Annotated in this window: 18 protein-coding genes and 1 pseudogene; 17 read left to right on the forward strand and 2 right to left on the reverse strand. The window is 38.0% G+C overall.

Translation table 11 applies throughout. The features are described 5' to 3' along the window. Positions 1 to 181: 181 nt before the first annotated feature. The 4 genes and pseudogenes from AC3WJG_RS16635 to hpf all read left to right on the forward strand — a co-directional run bounded on the left by AC3WJG_RS16635 (position 182) and on the right by hpf (position 3,474). Entirely contained in the window at positions 182 to 1,972 is a 1,791-nt protein-coding gene (locus AC3WJG_RS16635) for a flagellar hook-associated protein 2 (protein WP_102813379.1), read from the forward strand. 16 nt (positions 1,973 to 1,988) lie between these two features. Further along, a complete protein-coding gene (fliS, locus tag AC3WJG_RS16640; RefSeq protein ID WP_025752547.1) occupies positions 1,989 to 2,390 on the forward strand; it encodes a flagellar export chaperone FliS in 402 nt (133 codons plus the stop codon). Between the two features lie 2 nt (positions 2,391 to 2,392). Beyond that, the gene (gene fliT, locus AC3WJG_RS16645; protein WP_098333921.1) at positions 2,393 to 2,731 is read left to right on the forward strand and encodes a flagellar protein FliT; all 339 of its coding nucleotides are present in this window, start codon (positions 2,393 to 2,395) and stop codon (positions 2,729 to 2,731) included. A gap of 189 nt (positions 2,732 to 2,920) precedes the next feature. Further along, positions 2,921 to 3,474 (forward strand): annotated as a pseudogene (hpf, locus tag AC3WJG_RS16650) (ribosome hibernation-promoting factor, HPF/YfiA family). A gap of 71 nt (positions 3,475 to 3,545) precedes the next feature. Here hpf and AC3WJG_RS16655 read toward each other — a convergent pair. Further along, a complete protein-coding gene (locus AC3WJG_RS16655; RefSeq protein ID WP_102813380.1) occupies positions 3,546 to 3,950 on the reverse strand; it encodes a GNAT family N-acetyltransferase in 405 nt (134 codons plus the stop codon). A 226-nt stretch (positions 3,951 to 4,176) separates the two neighbouring features. On the opposite strand from AC3WJG_RS16655, the gene secA reads away from it, so the two are divergent. From secA to cccB, 6 genes are all read left to right on the forward strand, one after another. After that, positions 4,177 to 6,693: a preprotein translocase subunit SecA gene (secA, locus tag AC3WJG_RS16660; RefSeq protein ID WP_013059748.1), complete on the forward strand. Its 2,517-nt coding sequence runs from the start codon at positions 4,177 to 4,179 to the stop codon at positions 6,691 to 6,693. Between the two features lie 99 nt (positions 6,694 to 6,792). Continuing rightward, positions 6,793 to 7,891 (forward strand): peptide chain release factor 2 gene (prfB, locus tag AC3WJG_RS16665; RefSeq protein WP_114324550.1). Its coding sequence is split into 2 segments (ribosomal slippage): positions 6,793 to 6,855 and positions 6,857 to 7,891, totalling 1,098 coding nucleotides; the frame shifts between segments, so codons are not numbered across the junction. Positions 7,892 to 8,169: 278 nt separating this feature from the next. Further along, positions 8,170 to 9,930 carry an alkaline phosphatase PhoD gene (gene phoD / locus AC3WJG_RS16670; protein WP_337134457.1) on the forward strand — a complete coding sequence of 587 codons (1,761 nt, stop codon included), beginning with the start codon at positions 8,170 to 8,172 and terminating at the stop codon, positions 9,928 to 9,930. Positions 9,931 to 9,956: 26 nt separating this feature from the next. After that, positions 9,957 to 10,175 (forward strand): twin-arginine translocase TatA/TatE family subunit, encoded by a 219-nt coding sequence (locus AC3WJG_RS16675; RefSeq protein ID WP_013059745.1) that lies wholly within the window; start codon positions 9,957 to 9,959, stop codon positions 10,173 to 10,175. Between the two features lie 59 nt (positions 10,176 to 10,234). After that, positions 10,235 to 10,951 (forward strand): twin-arginine translocase subunit TatC, encoded by a 717-nt coding sequence (gene tatC, locus AC3WJG_RS16680; RefSeq protein ID WP_028409663.1) that lies wholly within the window; start codon positions 10,235 to 10,237, stop codon positions 10,949 to 10,951. Positions 10,952 to 11,075: 124 nt separating this feature from the next. After that, positions 11,076 to 11,390, forward strand: coding sequence for a cytochrome c551 (gene cccB, locus AC3WJG_RS16685; RefSeq protein WP_013059743.1), 315 nt, complete (start codon positions 11,076 to 11,078; stop codon positions 11,388 to 11,390). A 25-nt stretch (positions 11,391 to 11,415) separates the two neighbouring features. Here the strand turns inward: cccB and AC3WJG_RS16690 are convergent, their stop codons facing one another. Further along, positions 11,416 to 11,952, reverse strand: coding sequence for a flavodoxin family protein (locus tag AC3WJG_RS16690; RefSeq protein WP_492588413.1), 537 nt, complete (start codon positions 11,950 to 11,952; stop codon positions 11,416 to 11,418). Positions 11,953 to 12,290: 338 nt separating this feature from the next. Between AC3WJG_RS16690 and ftsE the strand changes: the two genes are divergently transcribed. The 7 genes from ftsE (at position 12,291) to AC3WJG_RS16725 (ending at position 19,673) form a co-directional block, all read left to right on the forward strand. Then, the gene (gene ftsE, locus AC3WJG_RS16695; RefSeq protein WP_013085414.1) at positions 12,291 to 12,977 is read left to right on the forward strand and encodes a cell division ATP-binding protein FtsE; all 687 of its coding nucleotides are present in this window, start codon (positions 12,291 to 12,293) and stop codon (positions 12,975 to 12,977) included. Then, entirely contained in the window at positions 12,967 to 13,857 is an 891-nt protein-coding gene (ftsX, locus tag AC3WJG_RS16700) for a permease-like cell division protein FtsX (protein ID WP_014457813.1), read from the forward strand. The genes ftsE and ftsX overlap by 11 nt, the downstream gene beginning before the upstream one ends. Positions 13,858 to 14,017: 160 nt before the next feature. Then, positions 14,018 to 15,226 carry a murein hydrolase activator EnvC family protein gene (locus AC3WJG_RS16705; RefSeq protein ID WP_098791949.1) on the forward strand — a complete coding sequence of 403 codons (1,209 nt, stop codon included), beginning with the start codon at positions 14,018 to 14,020 and terminating at the stop codon, positions 15,224 to 15,226. A 173-nt stretch (positions 15,227 to 15,399) separates the two neighbouring features. Next, entirely contained in the window at positions 15,400 to 16,839 is a 1,440-nt protein-coding gene (locus AC3WJG_RS16710) for a S41 family peptidase (RefSeq protein ID WP_013059738.1), read from the forward strand. Positions 16,840 to 17,001: 162 nt separating this feature from the next. Beyond that, entirely contained in the window at positions 17,002 to 18,192 is a 1,191-nt protein-coding gene (locus AC3WJG_RS16715; RefSeq protein WP_025752562.1) for a PDZ domain-containing protein, read from the forward strand. Positions 18,193 to 18,212: 20 nt separating this feature from the next. Then, entirely contained in the window at positions 18,213 to 18,443 is a 231-nt protein-coding gene (locus tag AC3WJG_RS16720; protein ID WP_063611554.1) for a DUF2198 family protein, read from the forward strand. Between the two features lie 315 nt (positions 18,444 to 18,758). Continuing rightward, positions 18,759 to 19,673, forward strand: coding sequence for a proline dehydrogenase family protein (locus tag AC3WJG_RS16725; protein WP_102813382.1), 915 nt, complete (start codon positions 18,759 to 18,761; stop codon positions 19,671 to 19,673). Positions 19,674 to 19,689: the final 16 nt, after the last annotated feature.

Consider the following 19,689-nt stretch of genomic DNA (forward strand, 5'->3'; position numbering starts at 1 on the left):
GAAAAATAAGTGAGCTTTTTCTATCTTGCACCATTTGACCTATGAAAAAAATGTTTGTTTTACCGATACAAAATAAAGAAGTGTTGAACCTATGAACGAATAAGAAAATCCGAAAAAATGTACTCATATTTTATGGCTAACAGTTGATGAATAGATGAATAAAAAACGGTGGTGATGCTAAGTGGTAAGAGTAAGTGGGTTAGCAAGCGGAATGGATATTGATCAAATCGTTAGTGATTTAATGAAGGCTGAACGAATGCCTATCGATAAAATGAAAAAACAAAAGCAAACGTTAGAGTGGCAGCGAGATGATTATCGCTCAATGAACTTGCTTCTATCAGACTTTAATAATCTCGCTTTTAATATGACCTTGCAGTCTTCTTATTCGTCTAAAACGGTATCTTCAGCAGATGAAACGAAAGTAAAAGCAGCAGCTACTTCCTCAGCAGCAAATGCTTCTTATACTCTTTCAAACGTGACAATGGCGACTGCTGCGCAGAGTATTAGCGCTAACAGTATTGCTTCTAGTATTGATCCGACGAAAAGCTTGTGGTCTCAACGGGATTCGATGGGAACAGGAGTGTGGACTAAAAAAACAATTGATCAAGCTGCTATAGCGTTAAGTGCTGATACTAGTACAGTAAAACTAGCCAAAGGGTCTCTTTCTGAAGGGAATACTCTGCAGTCTATCTCTGTTACCACCGGAGGTGTGACTAACAGTTATAGCGTGAGAATAGGAACTGAGGCAGGAACAGTAGATCCTAATGAAGTATTTATTAACGCAGACACAGGTGAAATGACATTTGGTACCACATTAACAAGCGGCAGCACAATTGAAGCGTTCTCGTATCAGCAAAATGTATTGAACTTTTCTATTACAACTTATGACAGCAACGGTAAAGCAACGGGTGATAATAAAGATGGCAGTACATCATTTGAGTTTGACGGTTCCACCTCATTAAATACCGTTCTTACACAAATCAGCAATTCAAAAGCAGGCATTTCAGCCTTTTTCGATGAAGGAACAAATAAAGTTGTCATGACTCGTAAAGATACGGGAAATTTATCTTCTGCTGATAGTGCGGATGGTTCAAACATGGTTTTTTTAGGAGGATTTTTGACGGGCTTTTTACAGCTCGCCGGTAATGCCAAAGGAACAGATGCAAAATTTACGCTAAACGGTCTAGAAACAACTCGTAAGTCCAATACATTTACAACGGGAGGCGTTACCTATACCCTTCAAAACAATTTCACAGGAGATGTGCGCGTTAACGTAAGCAATGATACGCAAAAAGTATTTGATACAATTAAAGATTTCGTGACCAAATACAATGAACTGATTGAGAAAATTAATGGAAAGATCACGGAAGAAAGAGACCGAAACTATCAGCCTTTGACTGATGAAGAAAGAGAAAAACTAACGGATAAACAAGCTGAGCAGTGGGATGATAAGGCAAAAAGCGGTTTGTTAAAAGGAGACTCAATTCTATCAAGCGGCCTAAACCAAATGCGTTCCAACTGGTATGCCTCTGTATCAGGAGTGAGCGGAGCATTTTCGCAGCTAACCGACATCGGTATTTCAACTAGTGCAAACTATAGCGATCGAGGCAAGCTAGTCATAGAAGGTGATGGAACTAAATTAAAAGAAGCAATTGAAAAAGATCCGCAGTCTGTCATGGATTTATTTATGAAAAGTGGAAGTACAACAAGTGAAAAAGGGATTGTACGACGTTTACGAGATACGATTACTCAAACCGTATCCAAAGTTGAGCAGCGCGCTGGCCGTTCAACGTGGACAAGTGAACAATTTTTGCTTGGGCGGAATTTAAAAAGCGTAAACAGCCAAATTACTAGTTTTGAAAGCAGGCTCACACAGGTAGAGGACCGGTATTATCGGCAGTTTACAGCAATGGAAAAAGCCATTCAAAATGCAAATGCTCAAAGCGCGCAGTTATCGCAATATTTTAGTTAAGAAGGAGTGAACGTTTATGGCAGCAAATAATCCATATCAAGCGTATCAGCAAGGAGCTGTTCAGACTGCTTCTCCAGGAGAGTTAACGCTTATGCTGTATAACGGGTGTTTAAAATTTATCAAACTTGCACGAACAGGCATACAGGAAAAAAATATTGAGCTGAAAAATACGAATCTGTTAAAGGCACAAAATATTATTCAAGAATTAATGATTACTCTTGATACAAACGTGCAAGTTGCTAAGTCTATGATGGCTATGTATGACTATATTAACCAGTGTTTAATTGAAGCAAATACAAAAAATGACACAGCAAGCTTGGATGAAGCCGAACAATATGTAACAGAATTTCGCGATACGTGGAAGCAAGTTGTGCAGCTTCACCGCCAGCAAGTCCATGGAAGCGGCGGTCAAGCATAAAGATGATTAACGACCTATATCAGCTAACGGATGAGATTTATCGGCTTATTCAAACATTTTCTGACAAAAATCGAGAAGAAGGTATTCAAAAGTTAGAGTATCTTCTATTAAAAAGACGTGACCTCATAGAAAAACTGCCGCCAAAAAATAGGGATAATGAATCGATGGGTAAGAAAATTGTCGAAATGAATAAGGAAATTGATCAAAAACTCATCTTAATTCGGCATCAAATTATGGTAGATCTCCGTTTGCTAAAAGCGAAAAAAAAGCATAATAACAGCTATGTAAACCCTTACGAAATAAAAACGTTTGATGGGATGTTTTACGATAAAAAAAATTAATTCTGCGTAAAAAAATACAACCCTTCTTCTTATGAAGAAGGTCTATTTTTTTGGTTTTTTCATAAACTTTTCTCAGGTTCCATAAATTTTCACTAAATTTTCAAAAAATTTTAATAGTTTAGGAAGGGATTGTGTCGGGTATTGTAGAATTGTAGAGGTATAGCAATGGATTAAAGGAGGAGTTCGAACATGATGTATAACATTCGCGGTGAAAACATTGAGGTGACTCCAGCAATTAGGGAATACGTAGAGAAAAAGCTTGGTAAGTTAGAGCGTTATTTCGACGAAACACCAACTGCTGACGTAAATGTAAACTTAAAAGTCTACAATAACGATCAAAAAATAGAAGTCACAATCCCAATGAATGATCTCGTATTGAGAGCTGTGAAGAGACACACAGTGATTTATACGCAGCTGTCGATCTTGTCCTAGATAAATTAGAGCGTCAAATTCGTAAACATAAAACAAAAGTAAATCGAAAAATGCGTGAAAAAGGCGCTGAGAAGTATCTGTTCGCAGCATTAGAAAGCGAAGCGAACGTAGCTGTTGCAACTGAAGAAGATGAATTAGAGCTAGTTCGTACAAAACGATTTAACTTAAAACCAATGGATAGCGAAGAGGCTATTTTGCAAATGAATATGTTAGGACATAGTTTCTTTGTATTTACAAACGCTGAGACCAACATTACAAACGTTGTATATCGAAGAAAAGATGGACGATATGGATTGATTGAACCAAACTAAGATTATAGGCTCTCTTAAACAAGAGCAGTAAAGTGAAAGCAGCGTGCCTCCGCACGCTGCTTTTTAGCTGCTTAAAAAAATAGTTCCATCACTACATAGCGCGTAGAAGATTTGGTGAATACACGCGTGGTTTCTTTCATGTTGAACACCTTATAAAAAGAGACTTTATTTTCTCGTGCGTTACACCAGATCTTTCGTACCCCAAGGTTCTTAGCTTCGAGAAAAACCTCTTCTAGTAGACGACTGCCATATCCTTTTCCTTGTTCTTCTTTGAGAGTAGCAAATTTTCGAAATTGAGCTTCATCCCCTGTTATAAATAAAGAAGCAACTGATTTTAACTCTCCTTCTTCAAACAGTCCATAGTGAATGCCTGATGGATCATCTTTCAGCTGAATATAACTGAAATCTTTATCAGGCCACATGACGGTATGTCGGACTTCCCAAGCTTGTTCTTTTGTAATCAATTGAACGTTCATTCTACATTCCCCTTTTTTATTGTAAGAGTGAGGAAGGGGAAATCACAATAGAAAATAACTCGTTAATAGAGTAGTACTCGTAAAGAGACAGACGAAAAAGGGTACAAGTTGCTACTTGTTTAGCTGCAATGTTACAATTTTACTCAGAATGTTTTATAATGAAAGATACAGATATGAATGAAAATAGTATAAAATGTACTGATTATAAATAGAGGAGCGTTTTAATATGCTTGGATTATTTAAAAAAGTGTTTGACGGCAATCAACGTCAAATCGGCCGTTTAGAAAAAATGGCGGACCAAATTGATGCGTTAGGTCCTGAAATTGCGTCTTTAACGGACGATCAGCTTCGTGAAAAAACAGCTGAATTTCAACAACGCTACCAAAATGGCGAATCGCTCGATAACCTATTAGATGAAGCTTTTGCGGTTGTACGTGAAGCAGCGAAACGTGTGTTAGGCATGTATCCGTACAAAGTTCAGCTAATGGGTGGTATTTCTCTGCATGAAGGGAATATCTCGGAAATGAAAACGGGTGAAGGTAAAACGTTGACAGCTACTATGCCTGTGTACTTAAACGCTATTACAGGAAAAGGTGTACATGTAGTAACAGTCAATGAATACTTAGCGAGCCGTGATGCTAGTGAAATGGGTCGTTTATATGAATTCCTAGGCTTGAAAGTAGGGTTAAATTTAAACCATTTAACGCGTGAAGAAAAGCAAGAAGCATATGCAGCCGATATTACGTATAGTACAAATAATGAACTAGGATTTGACTATTTACGTGATAACATGGTGCTTTACAAAGAACAAATGGTTCAACGTCCGCTTCATTTTGCCGTAATCGATGAAGTTGACTCTATCTTAATTGATGAAGCACGTACGCCGCTTATTATATCCGGCAGCGCACAGAAATCGACTGCTCTTTATATTCAAGCTAATGCATTCGTTCGCACGCTTGATAAAGAAACCGATTTTACTTTTGATATCAAAACAAAAAGCGTTCAGCTAACCGAAGAAGGTATGTCAAAAGCCGAGCGCGCATTTGGCATTGAAAACTTATTTGATATTTCACACGTAGCGCTAAACCATCACATCAACCAAGCGCTTAAAGCACATGTAACGATGCAAAATGATGTGGATTATGTAATTGATGAAGATCAAGTCGTAATCGTTGACCAATTTACTGGTCGTTTAATGAAAGGAAGACGTTTTAGCGACGGCTTGCATCAAGCTATCGAAGCTAAAGAGAACGTTGAGATTCAAAACGAAAGCATGACGTTAGCTACAATTACATTCCAAAACTACTTCCGTATGTATGAAAAATTATCAGGTATGACGGGTACAGCTAAAACGGAAGAAGAAGAATTCCGTAATATCTACAACATGCACGTTGTTGTTATTCCGACAAACAAGCCAATTTCACGTGATGATAAAGCGGATTTAATTTATAAGTCAATGGAAGGCAAGTTTAATGCGGTAGTAGAAGATATTGCCGAGCGCCACGCAAAAGGGCAGCCTGTTCTTGTTGGTACAGTTGCGATCGAAACATCTGAAGTTTTATCAGCTTTATTAAAGAAAAAAGGCATTCGTCATCACGTGTTAAATGCAAAACAGCATGAGCGTGAAGCGGATATTATTGAAAATGCGGGTCACAAAGGTGCGGTAACAATCGCAACGAATATGGCTGGTCGTGGTACGGATATCAAACTAGGTGAAGGTGTCGTTGAAGCTGGCGGTCTTGCTGTAATTGGTACAGAGCGTCATGAATCACGCCGTATTGATAATCAGCTTCGCGGACGTGCTGGACGTCAAGGTGATCCAGGGGTATCTCAATTCTATCTATCCATGGAAGATGAATTAATGCGCCGATTTGGTTCAGATAATATGATGGCAATGATGGATCGCCTTGGTATGGATGACTCACAGCCAATTCAAAGTAAAATTGTAACAAGAGCTGTTGAATCCGCTCAAAAACGCGTTGAAGGTAATAACTTCGATGCGCGTAAACAATTGCTTCAATATGATGACGTGCTTCGTCAACAGCGTGAAGTTATTTACAAACAGCGCTTTGAAGTGCTTGATTCAGACAACCTGCGTGCGATTGTAGAACGTATGATTGAATCAACTCTACAGCGTGTGGTTGAAGTAAACACGCCGCGTGAAGAATTAGAAGAGGAATGGAATTTACAAGCGATTATTGATTACGTAAATGCTAATGTTCTTGAGGAAGGTGAAGTCACAGAAGAAGATCTTCGCCGTAAAGAGCCTGAAGAAATGGTAGAACTGCTGGTAGATCATGCAAAAGCTCGTTATAATGAAAAAGAAGAGCAGCTCCCTGAAGAACAAATGCGTGAATTTGAAAAAGTTGTTGTTCTTAGAGCAGTTGATTCTAAATGGATGGATCATATTGATACGATGGATCAGCTTCGCCAAGGTATCCACCTTCGTGCGTACGGCCAAACAGATCCTCTTCGCGAATACCAAATGGAAGGTTTTGCGATGTTTGAAAATATGATTGCAACCATTGAAGAAGAAGTGACGAAGTATATCATGAAAGCAGAAATTAACAACAACCTTGAGCGTCAAGAGGTAGCGCAAGGTCAGGCGGCTGTTCATCCAAAAGAAGGAGACGCGCCGGCTAAGAAGAAGCCAAAAGTAAATGCAATAGAAGTTGGCCGAAATGATCCTTGTATCTGCGGAAGTGGCAAAAAGTATAAAAACTGCTGCGGTAAAGAATCATAAAGTAAGAGTCAATTAGTATAGAATGAATTAGTACAGGAAGGAAATGAGTCTTCTCATTTCCTTCCTGTGCGTCAAAAATAAAATAGAGGTGTTCAACTCATGGATTTAGTAGAAATTAAGCAAGAACTTGACAAAACAGCTAAGCGATTAGCGGACTTTAGGGGGTCTCTTTGACCTCGATACAAAACAAGCTCGTATCGATGAATTAGATGAGACTATGGCTGATCCAAATTTTTGGAATGACCAGCAGGCAGCTCAGACTGTTATTAATGAAGCCAATGGTTTGAAAGATGCAGTAAATCAATTTAACCACTTGGATGAAACATATGAAAATTTACAAGTGTCTCATGAACTTGTAAAAGAAGAATACGATGAAGATTTAGCAGAAGAACTAGTTAGTGAATTAAAAGAGCTTATATCAGGCATGAATGACTTTGAATTACAGCTGCTTTTAAGCGAGCCGTATGATAAAAATAATGCCATTTTAGAACTGCACCCAGGTGCTGGTGGAACAGAATCACAGGATTGGGGTTCAATGTTACTACGTATGTATACGCGTTGGGCAGAGAAAAAAGGTTTCAAAGTAGAAACGCTTGATTACTTACCTGGAGATGAAGCTGGTATTAAAAGTGTAACGCTTTTAATTAAAGGTCATAATGCGTACGGGTATTTAAAAGCTGAAAAAGGCGTTCATCGTCTCGTTCGTATTTCTCCGTTTGATTCATCAGGCCGTCGTCATACGTCATTCGTATCGTGCGACATAATGCCGGAATTTAACGATGAAATTTCAATTGATATTCGTACGGAAGATTTGAAGGTTGATACGTATCGTGCAAGCGGTGCCGGAGGTCAGCATATCAATACAACAGATTCAGCTGTTCGTATTACTCACCTTCCAACTAATGTAGTCGTATCTTGTCAGACGGAACGTTCACAAATTAAAAACCGTGAGCAAGCAATGAAGATGTTAAAATCTAAGCTGTATCAATTAGAAATCGAAAAGCAGCAAGAACAGCTAGCTGAAATTCGCGGAGAACAAAAAGATATTGGGTGGGGAAGTCAAATACGTTCTTACGTATTCCATCCGTATTCATTAGTAAAAGATCACCGCACAAATACGGAAGTCGGAAACACGCAAAGCGTAATGGATGGAGATTTAGATCCGTTTATCGATGCGTATTTACGTTCTCATATTTAATCAAAAGGCAGCATACCTAGGTATGCTGCCTTTTTTTAGTTGTTGGGACTTTGTAAAATTTGGATGAAGAAAAACGAGCGTAAAGAACTATTGTTAAAAAGAAAATTAAGAAAATGCAGAAATTTAAAGGTTACTGTCGTCAGTTCTCTTATTTTGTCAATGAAATAAAATGGTTAAAAATACCTGTTCTGCGGTAAGTGCTTCTTTACAATCCTTTATACCCCTTTTACAAACAGTGTTTATAATTTGAGCTAAATCATGAGGAAGGGGCATGTGCAATGGAAAATAAATCGTTAAACGAATTAATAGAGCAAGTGAAACAGAATAGTTTTTCTTCGAGTAAAGGGTTTGACAGACGGCGTTTTTTACAAGGAGCTGGAAAAGTAGCGGGAGTATCACTTGGCTTAACAATTGCTCAGTCTATTGGTTTAAATGCAGTAGAAGTTTCAGCTGCAGCGCCTAAATTTTCAAGTTATCCGTTCACTCTAGGCGTCGCATCAGGAGATCCTTTAGCAGATAGTATTGTCCTTTGGACAAGATTAGCACCAGACCCATTGAGTGGCGGGGGAATGCCTAATCAACCTATTCCAGTAAAATGGGAGCTTAGTGAAGATGAAGACTTTCATCGAATTGTCAAACGAGGAACAGAAGTGGCTAGACCTGAACTTGCTCATTCTGTTCACGTTGATGTAAAAGGATTAAAGCCAAGTCATATTTATTATTATCGATTTAAAAGCGGCCATGAGTTAAGCCCGGTCGGAAAAACAAAAACACTTCCTTCAGCAAATGCAGAAGTAGCCAGCATGACGTTTGCATTCGCTTCGTGTCAGCAATATGAACATGGGTACTTTACGGCCTATGAGCATATGGTTAAAGAACAATTAGATTTTGTTGTTCATTTGGGTGATTACATCTATGAATATGGACCAAACGAGTACGTGGCTGCAAGCGGAAATGTTCGTACTCACAGCAGCGCAGAAATTCAAACGCTGCAAGACTATCGAAACAGGCATGCTCAGTACAGGTCAGATGCCAATTTGAAGTCTGCTCATGCTGCTTTTCCATGGATTGTGACGTGGGATGATCATGAAGTAGAAAACAATTATGCAAATGTAATTCCTGAAAAAGGCCAATCAGTACAAGCATTTATCCAACGCCGAGCTGCAGCTTATCAAGCTTATTACGAACACATGCCTTTGCGCCAAACATCCTTGCCTCATGGAACGGATATGAGATTGTATCGTGATTTTTCATATGGCAAACTAGCTTCTTTTCAAGTGTTGGATACACGTCAGTACAGAGATAATCAAGCAAACGGAGACGGAACAAAGCCGCAAACGCCAGAATCTCTTGATTCCAAACGTACGCTATTGGGGAATGAACAAGAAAAATGGCTGTTTACTAATCTTGAAAAGTCAGCGTGTCACTGGAATGTACTGGCTCAACAAATTTTCTTTGCACCAAGAAAATTTGGAACGGTGGCTAAGCCTACATACAGCATGGATGCATGGGATGGGTATACGGCGAATCGTCAGCGCGTCATGGATTTTATTGAACAGAAAAAGTTAGACAACGTCATTGTACTAACTGGGGATGTACACGCTAACTGGGCTTCTAACTTATACGCGGATTTTGCTAACCTTAATTCAAGAATTATTGGTGCAGAGTTCGTCGGCACCTCCATCACTTCCGGAGGGAACGGAGCAGATAAACGAGCAGACACGGATAAAATTTTAAGTCAAAATCCACACCTCACATTTTTTAATGATTACAGAGGATATGTAAGGTGTACGGTAACTCCTGATATATGGCAAGCCGATTATCGCGTTGTGCCTTTTGTAACAGAGCCTGGTGCAGAAATTTCAACTCGAGCTTCCTTTCAATATAAAAAAGATGGAAAAGGTATGACGGAAGTTGAAGTAAATAACGTGCCGCGTGGACTAAAGATTTCTAAGGAAGTAGAGGAAGATCGTATGCGGGCACACGGGAAAGCACATGAAAAACAAGAGTTGAAAAAGAAAGAAAAAGTCCAGCAGTAAACTGAGTAAGAAAAAGGAGGTCAAGTATGTTTTCTAATATTGGAATCCCTGGTTTGGTTATTATTTTAGTCATTGCGTTAATAATTTTTGGACCGTCTAAGCTGCCGGAAGTTGGACGAGCGTTTGGACGAACATTAACTGAATTTAAAGGAGCAGCAAAAGGGCTCGTATCAGATGATGAAAGTGTGAAAGAAAAGCAAACCGCAACCGTTTCTGAACAAAAAGAGAATGAATCTACATTGTAAGTAAGGAAATAGACGAGGAAACTCGTCTATTTCTACTTGTCAGAAAGGAGAGAAATACAATGGGAGAAATGAGCTTGATGGAGCACCTTGAAGAATTGCGTGTTCGAATCATTAAAACACTTTGTGCATTTGTGGTTTTACTTATTGTCAGTTTTGTATTTGTACAAGATATTTATCAGTGGCTAGTGAAAGATTTGGACGGCAAGCTTGCGGTACTTGGACCAAGTGAAATCGTATGGATTTATATGGTGATTGCATTTGTTTTTGCGCTTGCTTTTACACTTCCAGTAGCTGCTTATCAAGTATTTCGGTTTGTTTCGCCTGGGTTAAAAAAGGAAGAATATAAGGTTCTACTTACCTTCATTCCATTCTTTTTTCTTTTGTTTGTAAGCGGGTTGGGATTCGGTTATTTTGTTTTATTTCCAATGGTTTTAGCATTTTTAACGGGCTTGTCGAATGATCAGTTTTCACTGATGTTTACGGCGGAGCATTATTTTCGTTTTATGCTTAATCTGTGTTTACCGTTTGGGTTTTTATTTGAGATGCCTTTAGTTGTTCTATTCTTAACGCGCTTAGGGGTTCTAAACCCTTTAAGATTAGCTAAAGCAAGGAAGTTCTCTTATTTTGCTTTAATTGTGATATCTGTACTTATTACTCCTCCTGATTTTATTTCAGATATTTTAGTCATTGTCCCGCTTCTGCTTTTATATGAGCTCAGTGTGACAATTTCACGCGTAGTATACAAAAAACGTTTAGGAAACGAATCAATTGCTTAATCGTATACATAAGTGTGATGAGAGAATTCATGAAATTGAAACAAAGTCCTTGTAAACAGAGTGTTTTAAACATTCTGGAGTAGGTTATAATAGAGTGAAAACTCTACAGCAAGGGGGAGAAGGCTTGAAAAAAGTATTACTGACGTTAACAATCGGTCTAGCGCTTGTTTTGTCCGCGTGCGGCGGAGGAAGCTCTAAAAATGAATCTGCTGGTGAATCTTCAGCGAGTGCAGAAGACATTGTGAAGAAAAACTGTACAGGCTGTCACGGAGTAGATTTAGGAGGAGCGAATGGACCAAGCTTGCAGCATGTAGGCAGCAAGCACTCAGAAGCTGAAATTGAAAACATTATTAACAATGGTCAAGGCGGTATGCCAAAGGGACTAATCAATGAAGAAGATGCAAAAAAAGTTGCTGCTTGGCTGGCAAAGAAAAAATAAGACGGATATCCGTCTTATTTTTGTGTTAAAGCTGCTTTAATTCTTGGTTTAAGACAATGGCTTGCTGTTGAGCTTTGACATCTTTTGCTATGTCTCCAGGTGCATTGGCTTCTCCAATGATGTATCCGCTAAAGGAAGAGCCAATAAAATCGACAATGTATTGAAATTGCATAATAAGAGGAAGAGGTTTTACAGATGCGCCTGTGCCCCCTACTACTAATACATACACGCGCTTATTTTTCATTTGTTCTTTAAAGTTGATTGTCGAATCTCTAAGACTTTCAGACCAACGATCCACAAAGTTCTTCATTAATCCGCTCATACCGTACCAGTAAAGAGGCGTAACAAATAAAATAGTGTCGTGCACTGCCATCTTTTTCGCTATATCATAATAATCATCTTGTTGATTGGTAAACCCAAGTTCATCGTGACGCATATCAGTAATGTGGTTAATGGTATGCCGGCGCAAGTAAACTTCTTCCGTATTGATATCTTTTAAGACTGCTTTAGCTAATTCCTCCGTATTTCCGTTTTCTCGTGAACTTCCATAAATGGTGATCATGTTATCCCTCCTCATCGTTTTTCTTATTTATCATACCTTGTTTGTAAAAAAAGTAGACATGAATGTGCTTTGTCTAACGATATTCGTAAAAAATGAACAGCAAAAAACAACAGAATTAAAAATAAGGATAAATTCTCATACCTTGCTAAAAATATCCTACTTATGTCATATTTGAAATAAAAATGTAATATTTTTGGGGCTTATTTTCACGAAGAGTGATGTTATAATGAGAAAGCGCGTGAGAAGAGTCGAATTTTTGGTTTGGATTGTAGAGTTTTGTCGTATTTTGACAAGTTTTACATAGTATTAAAATAACACACTTGATTAGGTGATTACTTATGATTGAAATGCAAAATGTATATAAAACGTATCCGAACGGTGTAAAAGCAATCAATGGCATTAGCATCAAGATTAATCAAGGTGAGTTTGCTTATATCGTAGGACCAAGTGGAGCAGGAAAATCCACTTTTATTAAAATGATGTATCGTGAAGAAAAGCCTTCTTCAGGAAATATCATTGTAAACGGTGCAAATGTAGCAAAAATAAAAGATAGCAGAGTTCCTATCTTTAGACGTCATATTGGTGTAGTCTTTCAAGATTTCAAGCTGCTTCCAAAATTAACGGTCTATGAAAACATTGCTTTTGCACTAGAAGTAATTGAGCAAAGTCCCGAAGAAATTAAAAAGCGAGTGCTAGAGGTGCTAGAGCTTGTTAAGTTAAAGGGTAAAATGGATTCTTTCCCTGATGAATTATCTGGAGGCGAGCAGCAGCGTGTGTCTATTGCGCGTTCAATTGTGAATAGTCCGAAGGTTGTCATCGCCGATGAACCGACAGGGAATCTTGATCCGGAGACTTCGTGGGAAATCATGGATATCTTTGAGGAGATTAATAAACGCGGTACGACTATTTTGATGGCAACGCATAACCGTGAAATTGTAAATACAATTCGAAAGCGCGTAATTGCGATTGAAAATGGAAATGTTGTGCGCGATGAAGTAAGAGGTGAATACGGATATGAAGGCTAGAACATTCGGGCGCCACTTACGTGAAGGATCTAAAAGTTTAGGAAGAAACGGCTGGATGACATTCGCATCTGCAAGTGCTGTTACCGTGACGCTCTTGCTTGTAGGCGTATTTTTTATGTTGATGATGAATTTAAACCACATTGCTAAATTGATTGAAAATGATGTGGAAATTCGTGTTCACGTTGATGCTGCAGCGACAGCAGATGATCGAAAAGCAATGAAAGAAAAGCTAGATGCAATTAAGCAAGTTGATACGGTGACGTTTTCTTCTAAAGATAAAGAGTTAAAAGATTTAATTAATAGTATGGGTGATGAAGGACAAGCTTTTGAACCGTTTGAACAGCAAAACCCATTAAATGATGTATTTGTTGTTAAAACAAAAGAGCCGACTGATGTCGCAAAAGTAGCTAAACAAATTGAGAAATATCCGTATGCAGCAAAAGTTCAATACGGACAAGATCAAGTTGAAAAGTTATTTAAAGTGCTGAAAGTAGCTCGTAATATTGGAGTAGTGCTGATTTTAGGGCTTCTATTTACAGCAATGTTCCTAATTTCAAATACAATTAAAATTACGATTGTAGCTCGCCGTGAAGAGATTGAAATTATGCGCTTAGTTGGAGCTACAAACTCCTTTATTCGCTGGCCGTTCTTTATTGAAGGTCTGTTTTTAGGGGTGCTTGGTTCTATTGTGCCAATTGCAGTTATTATCGGTGTGTACAGCGTTTTATATAATGAAGTTCAACCTAAGTTTGATGGATTCTTTGAACTTTTACCTGCCTTTCCATTCGTGCTTCAAGTATCGCTATTACTACTTGTAATCGGTGGTCTAATTGGGATGTGGGGAAGTACATTATCCATCCGTAAATTCTTACGAAAATAAAGATAGATTTTTAACATAATAGATTATAACAACCTCACATTTGATGTTTATCAGATGTGAGGTTGTTGTGTAATTACAGATAAAAATAGAAAAAAGTGCTAATGGGGGTCTTGCTAATGCCCGTTTATACGGGGAAATATGTGCAGATGGGGAGAAACAAATGACACGTAAGACATTAGTAATGACAGCAGCAGTTTTAGTTGGACTAAGTGCGGCTTGGATAGGTAATGAAAAAATTGCTTATGCACAAAGTGCCAGCACTACTAAACTCAGTGATTTAGAGAAAAAAAGTGATGATGTGAACCAAAATATTAATCAAAATAAAGAGAAATTAAAAGAGGTTCAAGAAAAGCAAAAAAACGAAGAAGCTGAGATTGCGCGCTTGGATTCAGAGGTCGGACAAACGAATGCAGATATCCGCAGCCGTGAATCTGAAGTAGAAAAAGCAAAGCAAGACATCGAAAAGCTGAAAAGCGAGATTGACGTTGTAAAAAAACGAATTGAAAAACGAAATGAGCTATTAAAAAAACGTGCTCGTGCTTTACAAGAAAATGGCGGGTCTGTGGATTACATAGATGTACTGCTAGGCTCTGAAAGCTTCGGAGACTTTATTAGCAGAGTGAGTGCGGTTTCGACAATTGTAGGGGCTGACCGTGATTTGTTAATGCAGCATGAAGCCGATAAAAAGGCAAAAGAAGAGAAAGAAACAAAAGTTCAAAACAAGCTAACGGAAGTAAATCAAGCGCTTGAAGAACTTAAAAATCTTCGTGCGCAGCTGCAAAAACAAGTGGATGAAAAGAATCAGCTCATGCAAACGCTCAAAGATCAGGAAAAAGAATTTAATGAAGAAGCCGTTGGATTAGAAGAGCAAGCTTCTATTTTAGCTGATCAAAAAAATGCAGCACAAGCTCAACAGCAAGAAATTGAAACAGCCGGGGCAACAGAAGAGGCACCCCCTGTTACAAGCGGGTCGTTTATGAGGCCAGCAAAGGGCCCGGTAACATCTCATTTTGGGTATCGAGAAACGTTTGGAAGAGGACACTACGGTATCGATATTGGAAAGCGAGGAGAAAGTGTCCCAGTTGTAGCCGCAGCAAGCGGAAAGGTAATTAGAGCATATCATTCTTCTTCTTTTGGTAATGCCGTATTTATTCGTCACAATGTAGAAGGTCAGACGTGGGTTACAGTTTATGCTCATCTAGAGAGCTACAGCGTCTCAAGCGGTCAATCTATCAATAAAGGTCAACAATTAGGTTATATAGGGAACACAGGACGTTCGTTTGGTGCTCACTTGCATTTTGAATTGCATAAAGGCGATTGGAAAGGCAAAAGTTCCGCTGTAAACCCTGAAAGTTATATTAAATTTTAAGTTCCTAGCATACGTGGTACAAGCTCAACATATAGTTTAACAAAAAGGCATCGCACTTGATTTGTGTGGTGCCTTTTGCTACAAATAACACATGCATCCTTTTTATTACATAGTTTTGGTTGTATCTATTATAATAAGAAGAGATGGCTTAAGGTTGAGGAGGATGAAAGAACTTGAATCGGAAAATCGTTGCACTATTAATGGCACTCTCCTTAGTTGTTGGAGCAGCAGGTACATATTTTGGCATTCAGTATGCAAATGCTGGAACGGTCAGTACCCCCCTTACAACTTCTTCAAATGATAGTAAAGTGGAAAAGGAAGAGCTAGACAAAATCAAGCAAGCTTATGAACTGATATCTTCAAAATATTACAAAGATGTAGATGACAAAAAATTATTAGATGGCGCAATCCAAGGGATGGTACAAACCTTAGGAGACCCTCACTCATCTTACATGGATAAGAAAACGGCACAGCAATTCACGCAGTCTCTTGATTCATCGTTTGAGGGAATTGGCGCTGAAGTAAGCATGGTAGATGGAAAAGTAACAATTGTAGCTCCGTTTAAACAATCTCCTGCGGAAAAAGCAGGATTAAAACCAAATGATCAGATTTTAAAGATCGATGGTAAAAGTATCGCGGGTCTGGAATTGAATGAAGCAGTATTAAAAATTCGCGGTAAAAAAGGCTCTACCGTGACATTAGATGTTCAACGACCGGGCGTGAAAGAAACGATGAAAGTAAAAGTTGTAAGAGATGAGATTCCAATTGAAACCGTCTATTCTTCTGTTAAAAATGTAAACAATAAAAAAATTGGATACATGGAAATTACGTCATTCTCTGAATCAACGGGAGACGAATTTACGAAACAGTTGAAAAAACTTGAAAATAAAAATATTGATGGCTTAGTTCTAGACGTTCGGGGAAATCCTGGTGGCTATTTAACGAGCGTTGAAAAAATGCTTGATAAATTAGTAACGAATAAAAAGCCATATATTCAGATTGAAGATCGTAACGGTGAACGTCAAAAAGTGGTTTCTTCAATGAAAAAGCAAAAGGATTATCCAATTGTGGCCTTGATTGATGGAGGGAGTGCATCCGCTTCTGAAATTCTTGCCGGGGCATTAAAAGAAGCAGGAGGATACAAGCTAGTCGGTGAAAAATCCTATGGAAAAGGAACCGTTCAACAAGCTGTTCCAATGGAAGACGGCAGTAATTTAAAATTAACGTTCTATAAATGGCTAACGCCTGATGGAAACTGGATTAACGAAAAAGGTATAAAACCAACGGTAGAAGTCAAGCAGCCGGATTATTATTATGCAAATCCAATTCAAGTTGATAAAAAGCCATTAACACGTGATATGACAGGTGACCAAGTGAAGAATGCTCAAGTGATGCTAAAAGGCCTTGGCTTTGAACCTGGACGTACAGACGGATATTTTAGTAAAGAGACAGAAACAGCTGTAACTGCATTCCAAAAAGCCAATAAGCAAAAAGCTACAGGTGAAATCGATGAAGATACAGCAGCGCTTTTACAAACAAAACTTCTAGAAAAAATTAAATCAAAAGATGAAGATCGTCAGCTTCAAACGGCTTTAAAGCTAGCTAGTCAATAAGAAGTAGAAAAAGTTCCGTGCTTTTCCAAAGCACGGAACTTTTTTAGTAAAAACAACATTGTCGGTTAGTGATGCATTTTGATAAAATAAAGAAGCCTATGATACATAACAATCAATCGTAAATGTTGTAATAAAAATGTGAAAAATACAGGTGGTGAAAAAATGGATTTTGCATTAGAGCTCTTAAAAGGTATCGGGCGTTTGTTTTTACATCCGTTAACTTATCTATTTCTGCTCGTCTCGTTTTTTGTAGGTCTTTCTCGCGTCAAGAGAGAGCGTCAGAATTTTCATGTTCGCGTGTTTGATTTTATTTTAGAAGCAAAATATTTATTTTTTCCAGGTATCATTATTGGGTTGATTTTATCCGTTGTTACCGTGTTGCTAGGTGTCTATGTATCTATAGGAATGATTGTACTTGTAGCTGTTTTAACTTTTATCATAAGCGGTCCGTGGACGTTTAAATGGCTTTCTCCTTCTTACACCGTAGGACTGGCTGTGCTTGCAACCTTGCTTATTCCGGCATCTGGTTTCGGTGAAGGATTTATTCAAACGTGGTCTGTGCAAGCTCATAACGCAGATTTACCTTCTCTGACTATTTTAATGTCTCTGCTTGTATTAGCAGAAGGATATTTAATTTGGAAATTTGGAGCAAAAGGTACGTCTCCAGCCATTGTGAAAAGTAAAAGAGGGCAGGAAATTGGAGCTCATTACTCTCAAAAATTATGGGTTGTCCCGCTTTTTGTCTTAATTCCAGGCAGCGCCATTACGTCTGTGTTTCCATGGTGGCCTGTGTTATCTATTGATGGAACATCATTTAGCCTGTTTTTTGTTCCTTTTGCTATCGGTTTTTATCAGCGAATTCAAAGTATGGTGCCGTTTAAATCTATTGAATTTACTGGTAAGCGTGTATTAGCATTAGGCGTGGGATTAACGATCATTACGATTGCTGCTATTTTTTATCCTCTTGCCGCTGTAGCTGTTGTTATTCTAGCGATCATAGGAAGAGAGTGGATTCGTTTGCAGCAGCGTCGAAGCGATGAAAAAGCGCCCGCACTATTTACTAAGCGTACACAAGGTTTGGTTGTATTAGGAATCATCCCTCATTCTCCGGCAGAGAAAATGGGTTTGAAAGTAGGAGAAGTGATTATTAAGGTAAATGGAATCGCTGTATCTGAAGTCCATAAATTTTATGAAGCATTACAAGTTAATAACCGTGCTTTTTGTAAGCTAGAAGTTATTGACGAAAATGGAGAAGTTCGCTTTACTCAGCGAGCATTGTATGACAACGAACATCATGAACTAGGTATTTTGTTTGTACACAATTATACAAAACGTGATTCACAAGCTGGTTAAAAGACGGATAAAAAGGAGAAATGTTTGTGGAAGTCAAAACGATTGCCGCAGTTTTTCTACCCGCCATATTGCTTCTTCTGTTTGCTAGAGTAACATATAACTTATATGTTGCCACAGCGCTGACGCTTTTGTTGATAGCTGTTTCTGTATATAAAGGGTACGCAGATTATCCGCTTATTATTTTAATAGATTTACTTTCAGCAGCCATCGGTTTTATATATGCAAAAAGCATGCTAGCAGCTGGAAAATAAAGATTGTTGGTTTGATGATAAGTTAATTGCTTATTATTAAACTGTACACAAAAGCTCTCTACACAACGTGGAGAGCTTTTGTGTGTGAAAAAGTGAGTTAGAACTTATAACAATATTGTTTCGGTTCATGTAATGAGCGAGTATAATCAAATTAATTAGACAAATATGTTTATGAATAAAACATTTTAAACACTTATGTATAAATTTATTTAAATAAGTGTACAGAAATGTGAGAAGGGTATAGAAAAATAAAATTATTAATCTGAAAATTTAGTTTATTTTTAATTTTAAAAAATAAAAGGAGGTTTAGGATTGATGGAAGTATTAATGAGAACGATGTTTCAGTCGCTTGGCAAAAATCATTCAATGAACAAATTAGCTAAAAAGTATGGATTGAGGATGGGGGCAGCTCGTTTTGTTGCTGGAGACTCAACCGAATCAGCAATTCAAACATCTAAGGAGCTTAACAATAGTGGAAAAGTTGTTACACTTGATCATTTAGGAGAATTTGTTTTTACAGAAGAGGAAGCCAGGTTGTCTACTGCCATGTGCATTCAGACACTAGAAGCCATTGCAGAATCGGGCGTTCAATCAAATTTATCATTAAAGATGACTTCTTTAGGATTGGATATTAGCAAAGAGCTTTGTATGGAAAATATGCGCAGAATTCTACACACGGCCAGAATGAATAATATTTTTGTTCGAATTGATATGGAAGACTACTTGCACTGCCAAATCTCCCTTGATATGTATAAAGAATTACGCAAAGAATTTGATAATGTTGGAATTGTGATTCAAGCGTATCTTTATCGTACAGAACAAGATATGAATGACTTACATCAATATCAAGCTAATTTACGTCTAGTAAAAGGAGCTTATAAAGAATCACCAGAAGTATCATTTCCAGAAAAGAAAGACGTAGATGAAAACTATAAAAAAATCATTAAAATGCATTTATTAAATGGTCACTATACAGCTGTAGCAAGTCATGATGAAGAAATGATTCAGTACACAAAACGATTAGTAAGAGAAAATGGTATTTCACATGACCAATTTGAGTTCCAAATGCTTTATGGAATTTGCGTAGAGCTGCAGGACCGTCTAGTAAAAGAAGGATATAAAGTCAGGGTTTATGTTCCTTACGGCATTGATTGGTTTGGGTATTTCATGAGACGCCTAGCTGAGCGTCCCGCCAACGTATGGTTCGTGCTGAAAAACTTCGCGAAATAAATTTCTAATTAAAGGG

It is taken from the genome of Priestia sp. FW507-14D1A (genome assembly GCF_058781295.1).

Bases quoted from the DNA above. Each gene is read 5' to 3' on its own strand.
- AC3WJG_RS16725 (WP_102813382.1), top strand. From the start codon at position 18,759: ATGGAAGTATTAATGAGAACGATGTTTCAGTCGCTTGGCAAAAATCAT.
- ftsX (WP_014457813.1), top strand. From the start codon at position 12,967: ATGAAGGCTAGAACATTCGGGCGCCACTTACGTGAAGGATCTAAAAGT.
- AC3WJG_RS16655 (WP_102813380.1), bottom strand. From the start codon at position 3,950: ATGAACGTTCAATTGATTACAAAAGAACAAGCTTGGGAAGTCCGACAT.
- tatC (WP_028409663.1), top strand. From the start codon at position 10,235: ATGGGAGAAATGAGCTTGATGGAGCACCTTGAAGAATTGCGTGTTCGA.
- AC3WJG_RS16715 (WP_025752562.1), top strand. From the start codon at position 17,002: ATGGATTTTGCATTAGAGCTCTTAAAAGGTATCGGGCGTTTGTTTTTA.
- AC3WJG_RS16705 (WP_098791949.1), top strand. From the start codon at position 14,018: ATGACACGTAAGACATTAGTAATGACAGCAGCAGTTTTAGTTGGACTA.
- ftsE (WP_013085414.1), top strand. From the start codon at position 12,291: ATGATTGAAATGCAAAATGTATATAAAACGTATCCGAACGGTGTAAAA.
- fliS (WP_025752547.1), top strand. From the start codon at position 1,989: ATGGCAGCAAATAATCCATATCAAGCGTATCAGCAAGGAGCTGTTCAG.
- AC3WJG_RS16720 (WP_063611554.1), top strand. From the start codon at position 18,213: ATGTTTGTGGAAGTCAAAACGATTGCCGCAGTTTTTCTACCCGCCATA.
- phoD (WP_337134457.1), top strand. From the start codon at position 8,170: ATGGAAAATAAATCGTTAAACGAATTAATAGAGCAAGTGAAACAGAAT.
- secA (WP_013059748.1), top strand. From the start codon at position 4,177: ATGCTTGGATTATTTAAAAAAGTGTTTGACGGCAATCAACGTCAAATC.
- fliT (WP_098333921.1), top strand. From the start codon at position 2,393: ATGATTAACGACCTATATCAGCTAACGGATGAGATTTATCGGCTTATT.
- AC3WJG_RS16690 (WP_492588413.1), bottom strand. From the start codon at position 11,952: ATGATCACCATTTATGGAAGTTCACGAGAAAACGGAAATACGGAGGAA.
- AC3WJG_RS16675 (WP_013059745.1), top strand. From the start codon at position 9,957: ATGTTTTCTAATATTGGAATCCCTGGTTTGGTTATTATTTTAGTCATT.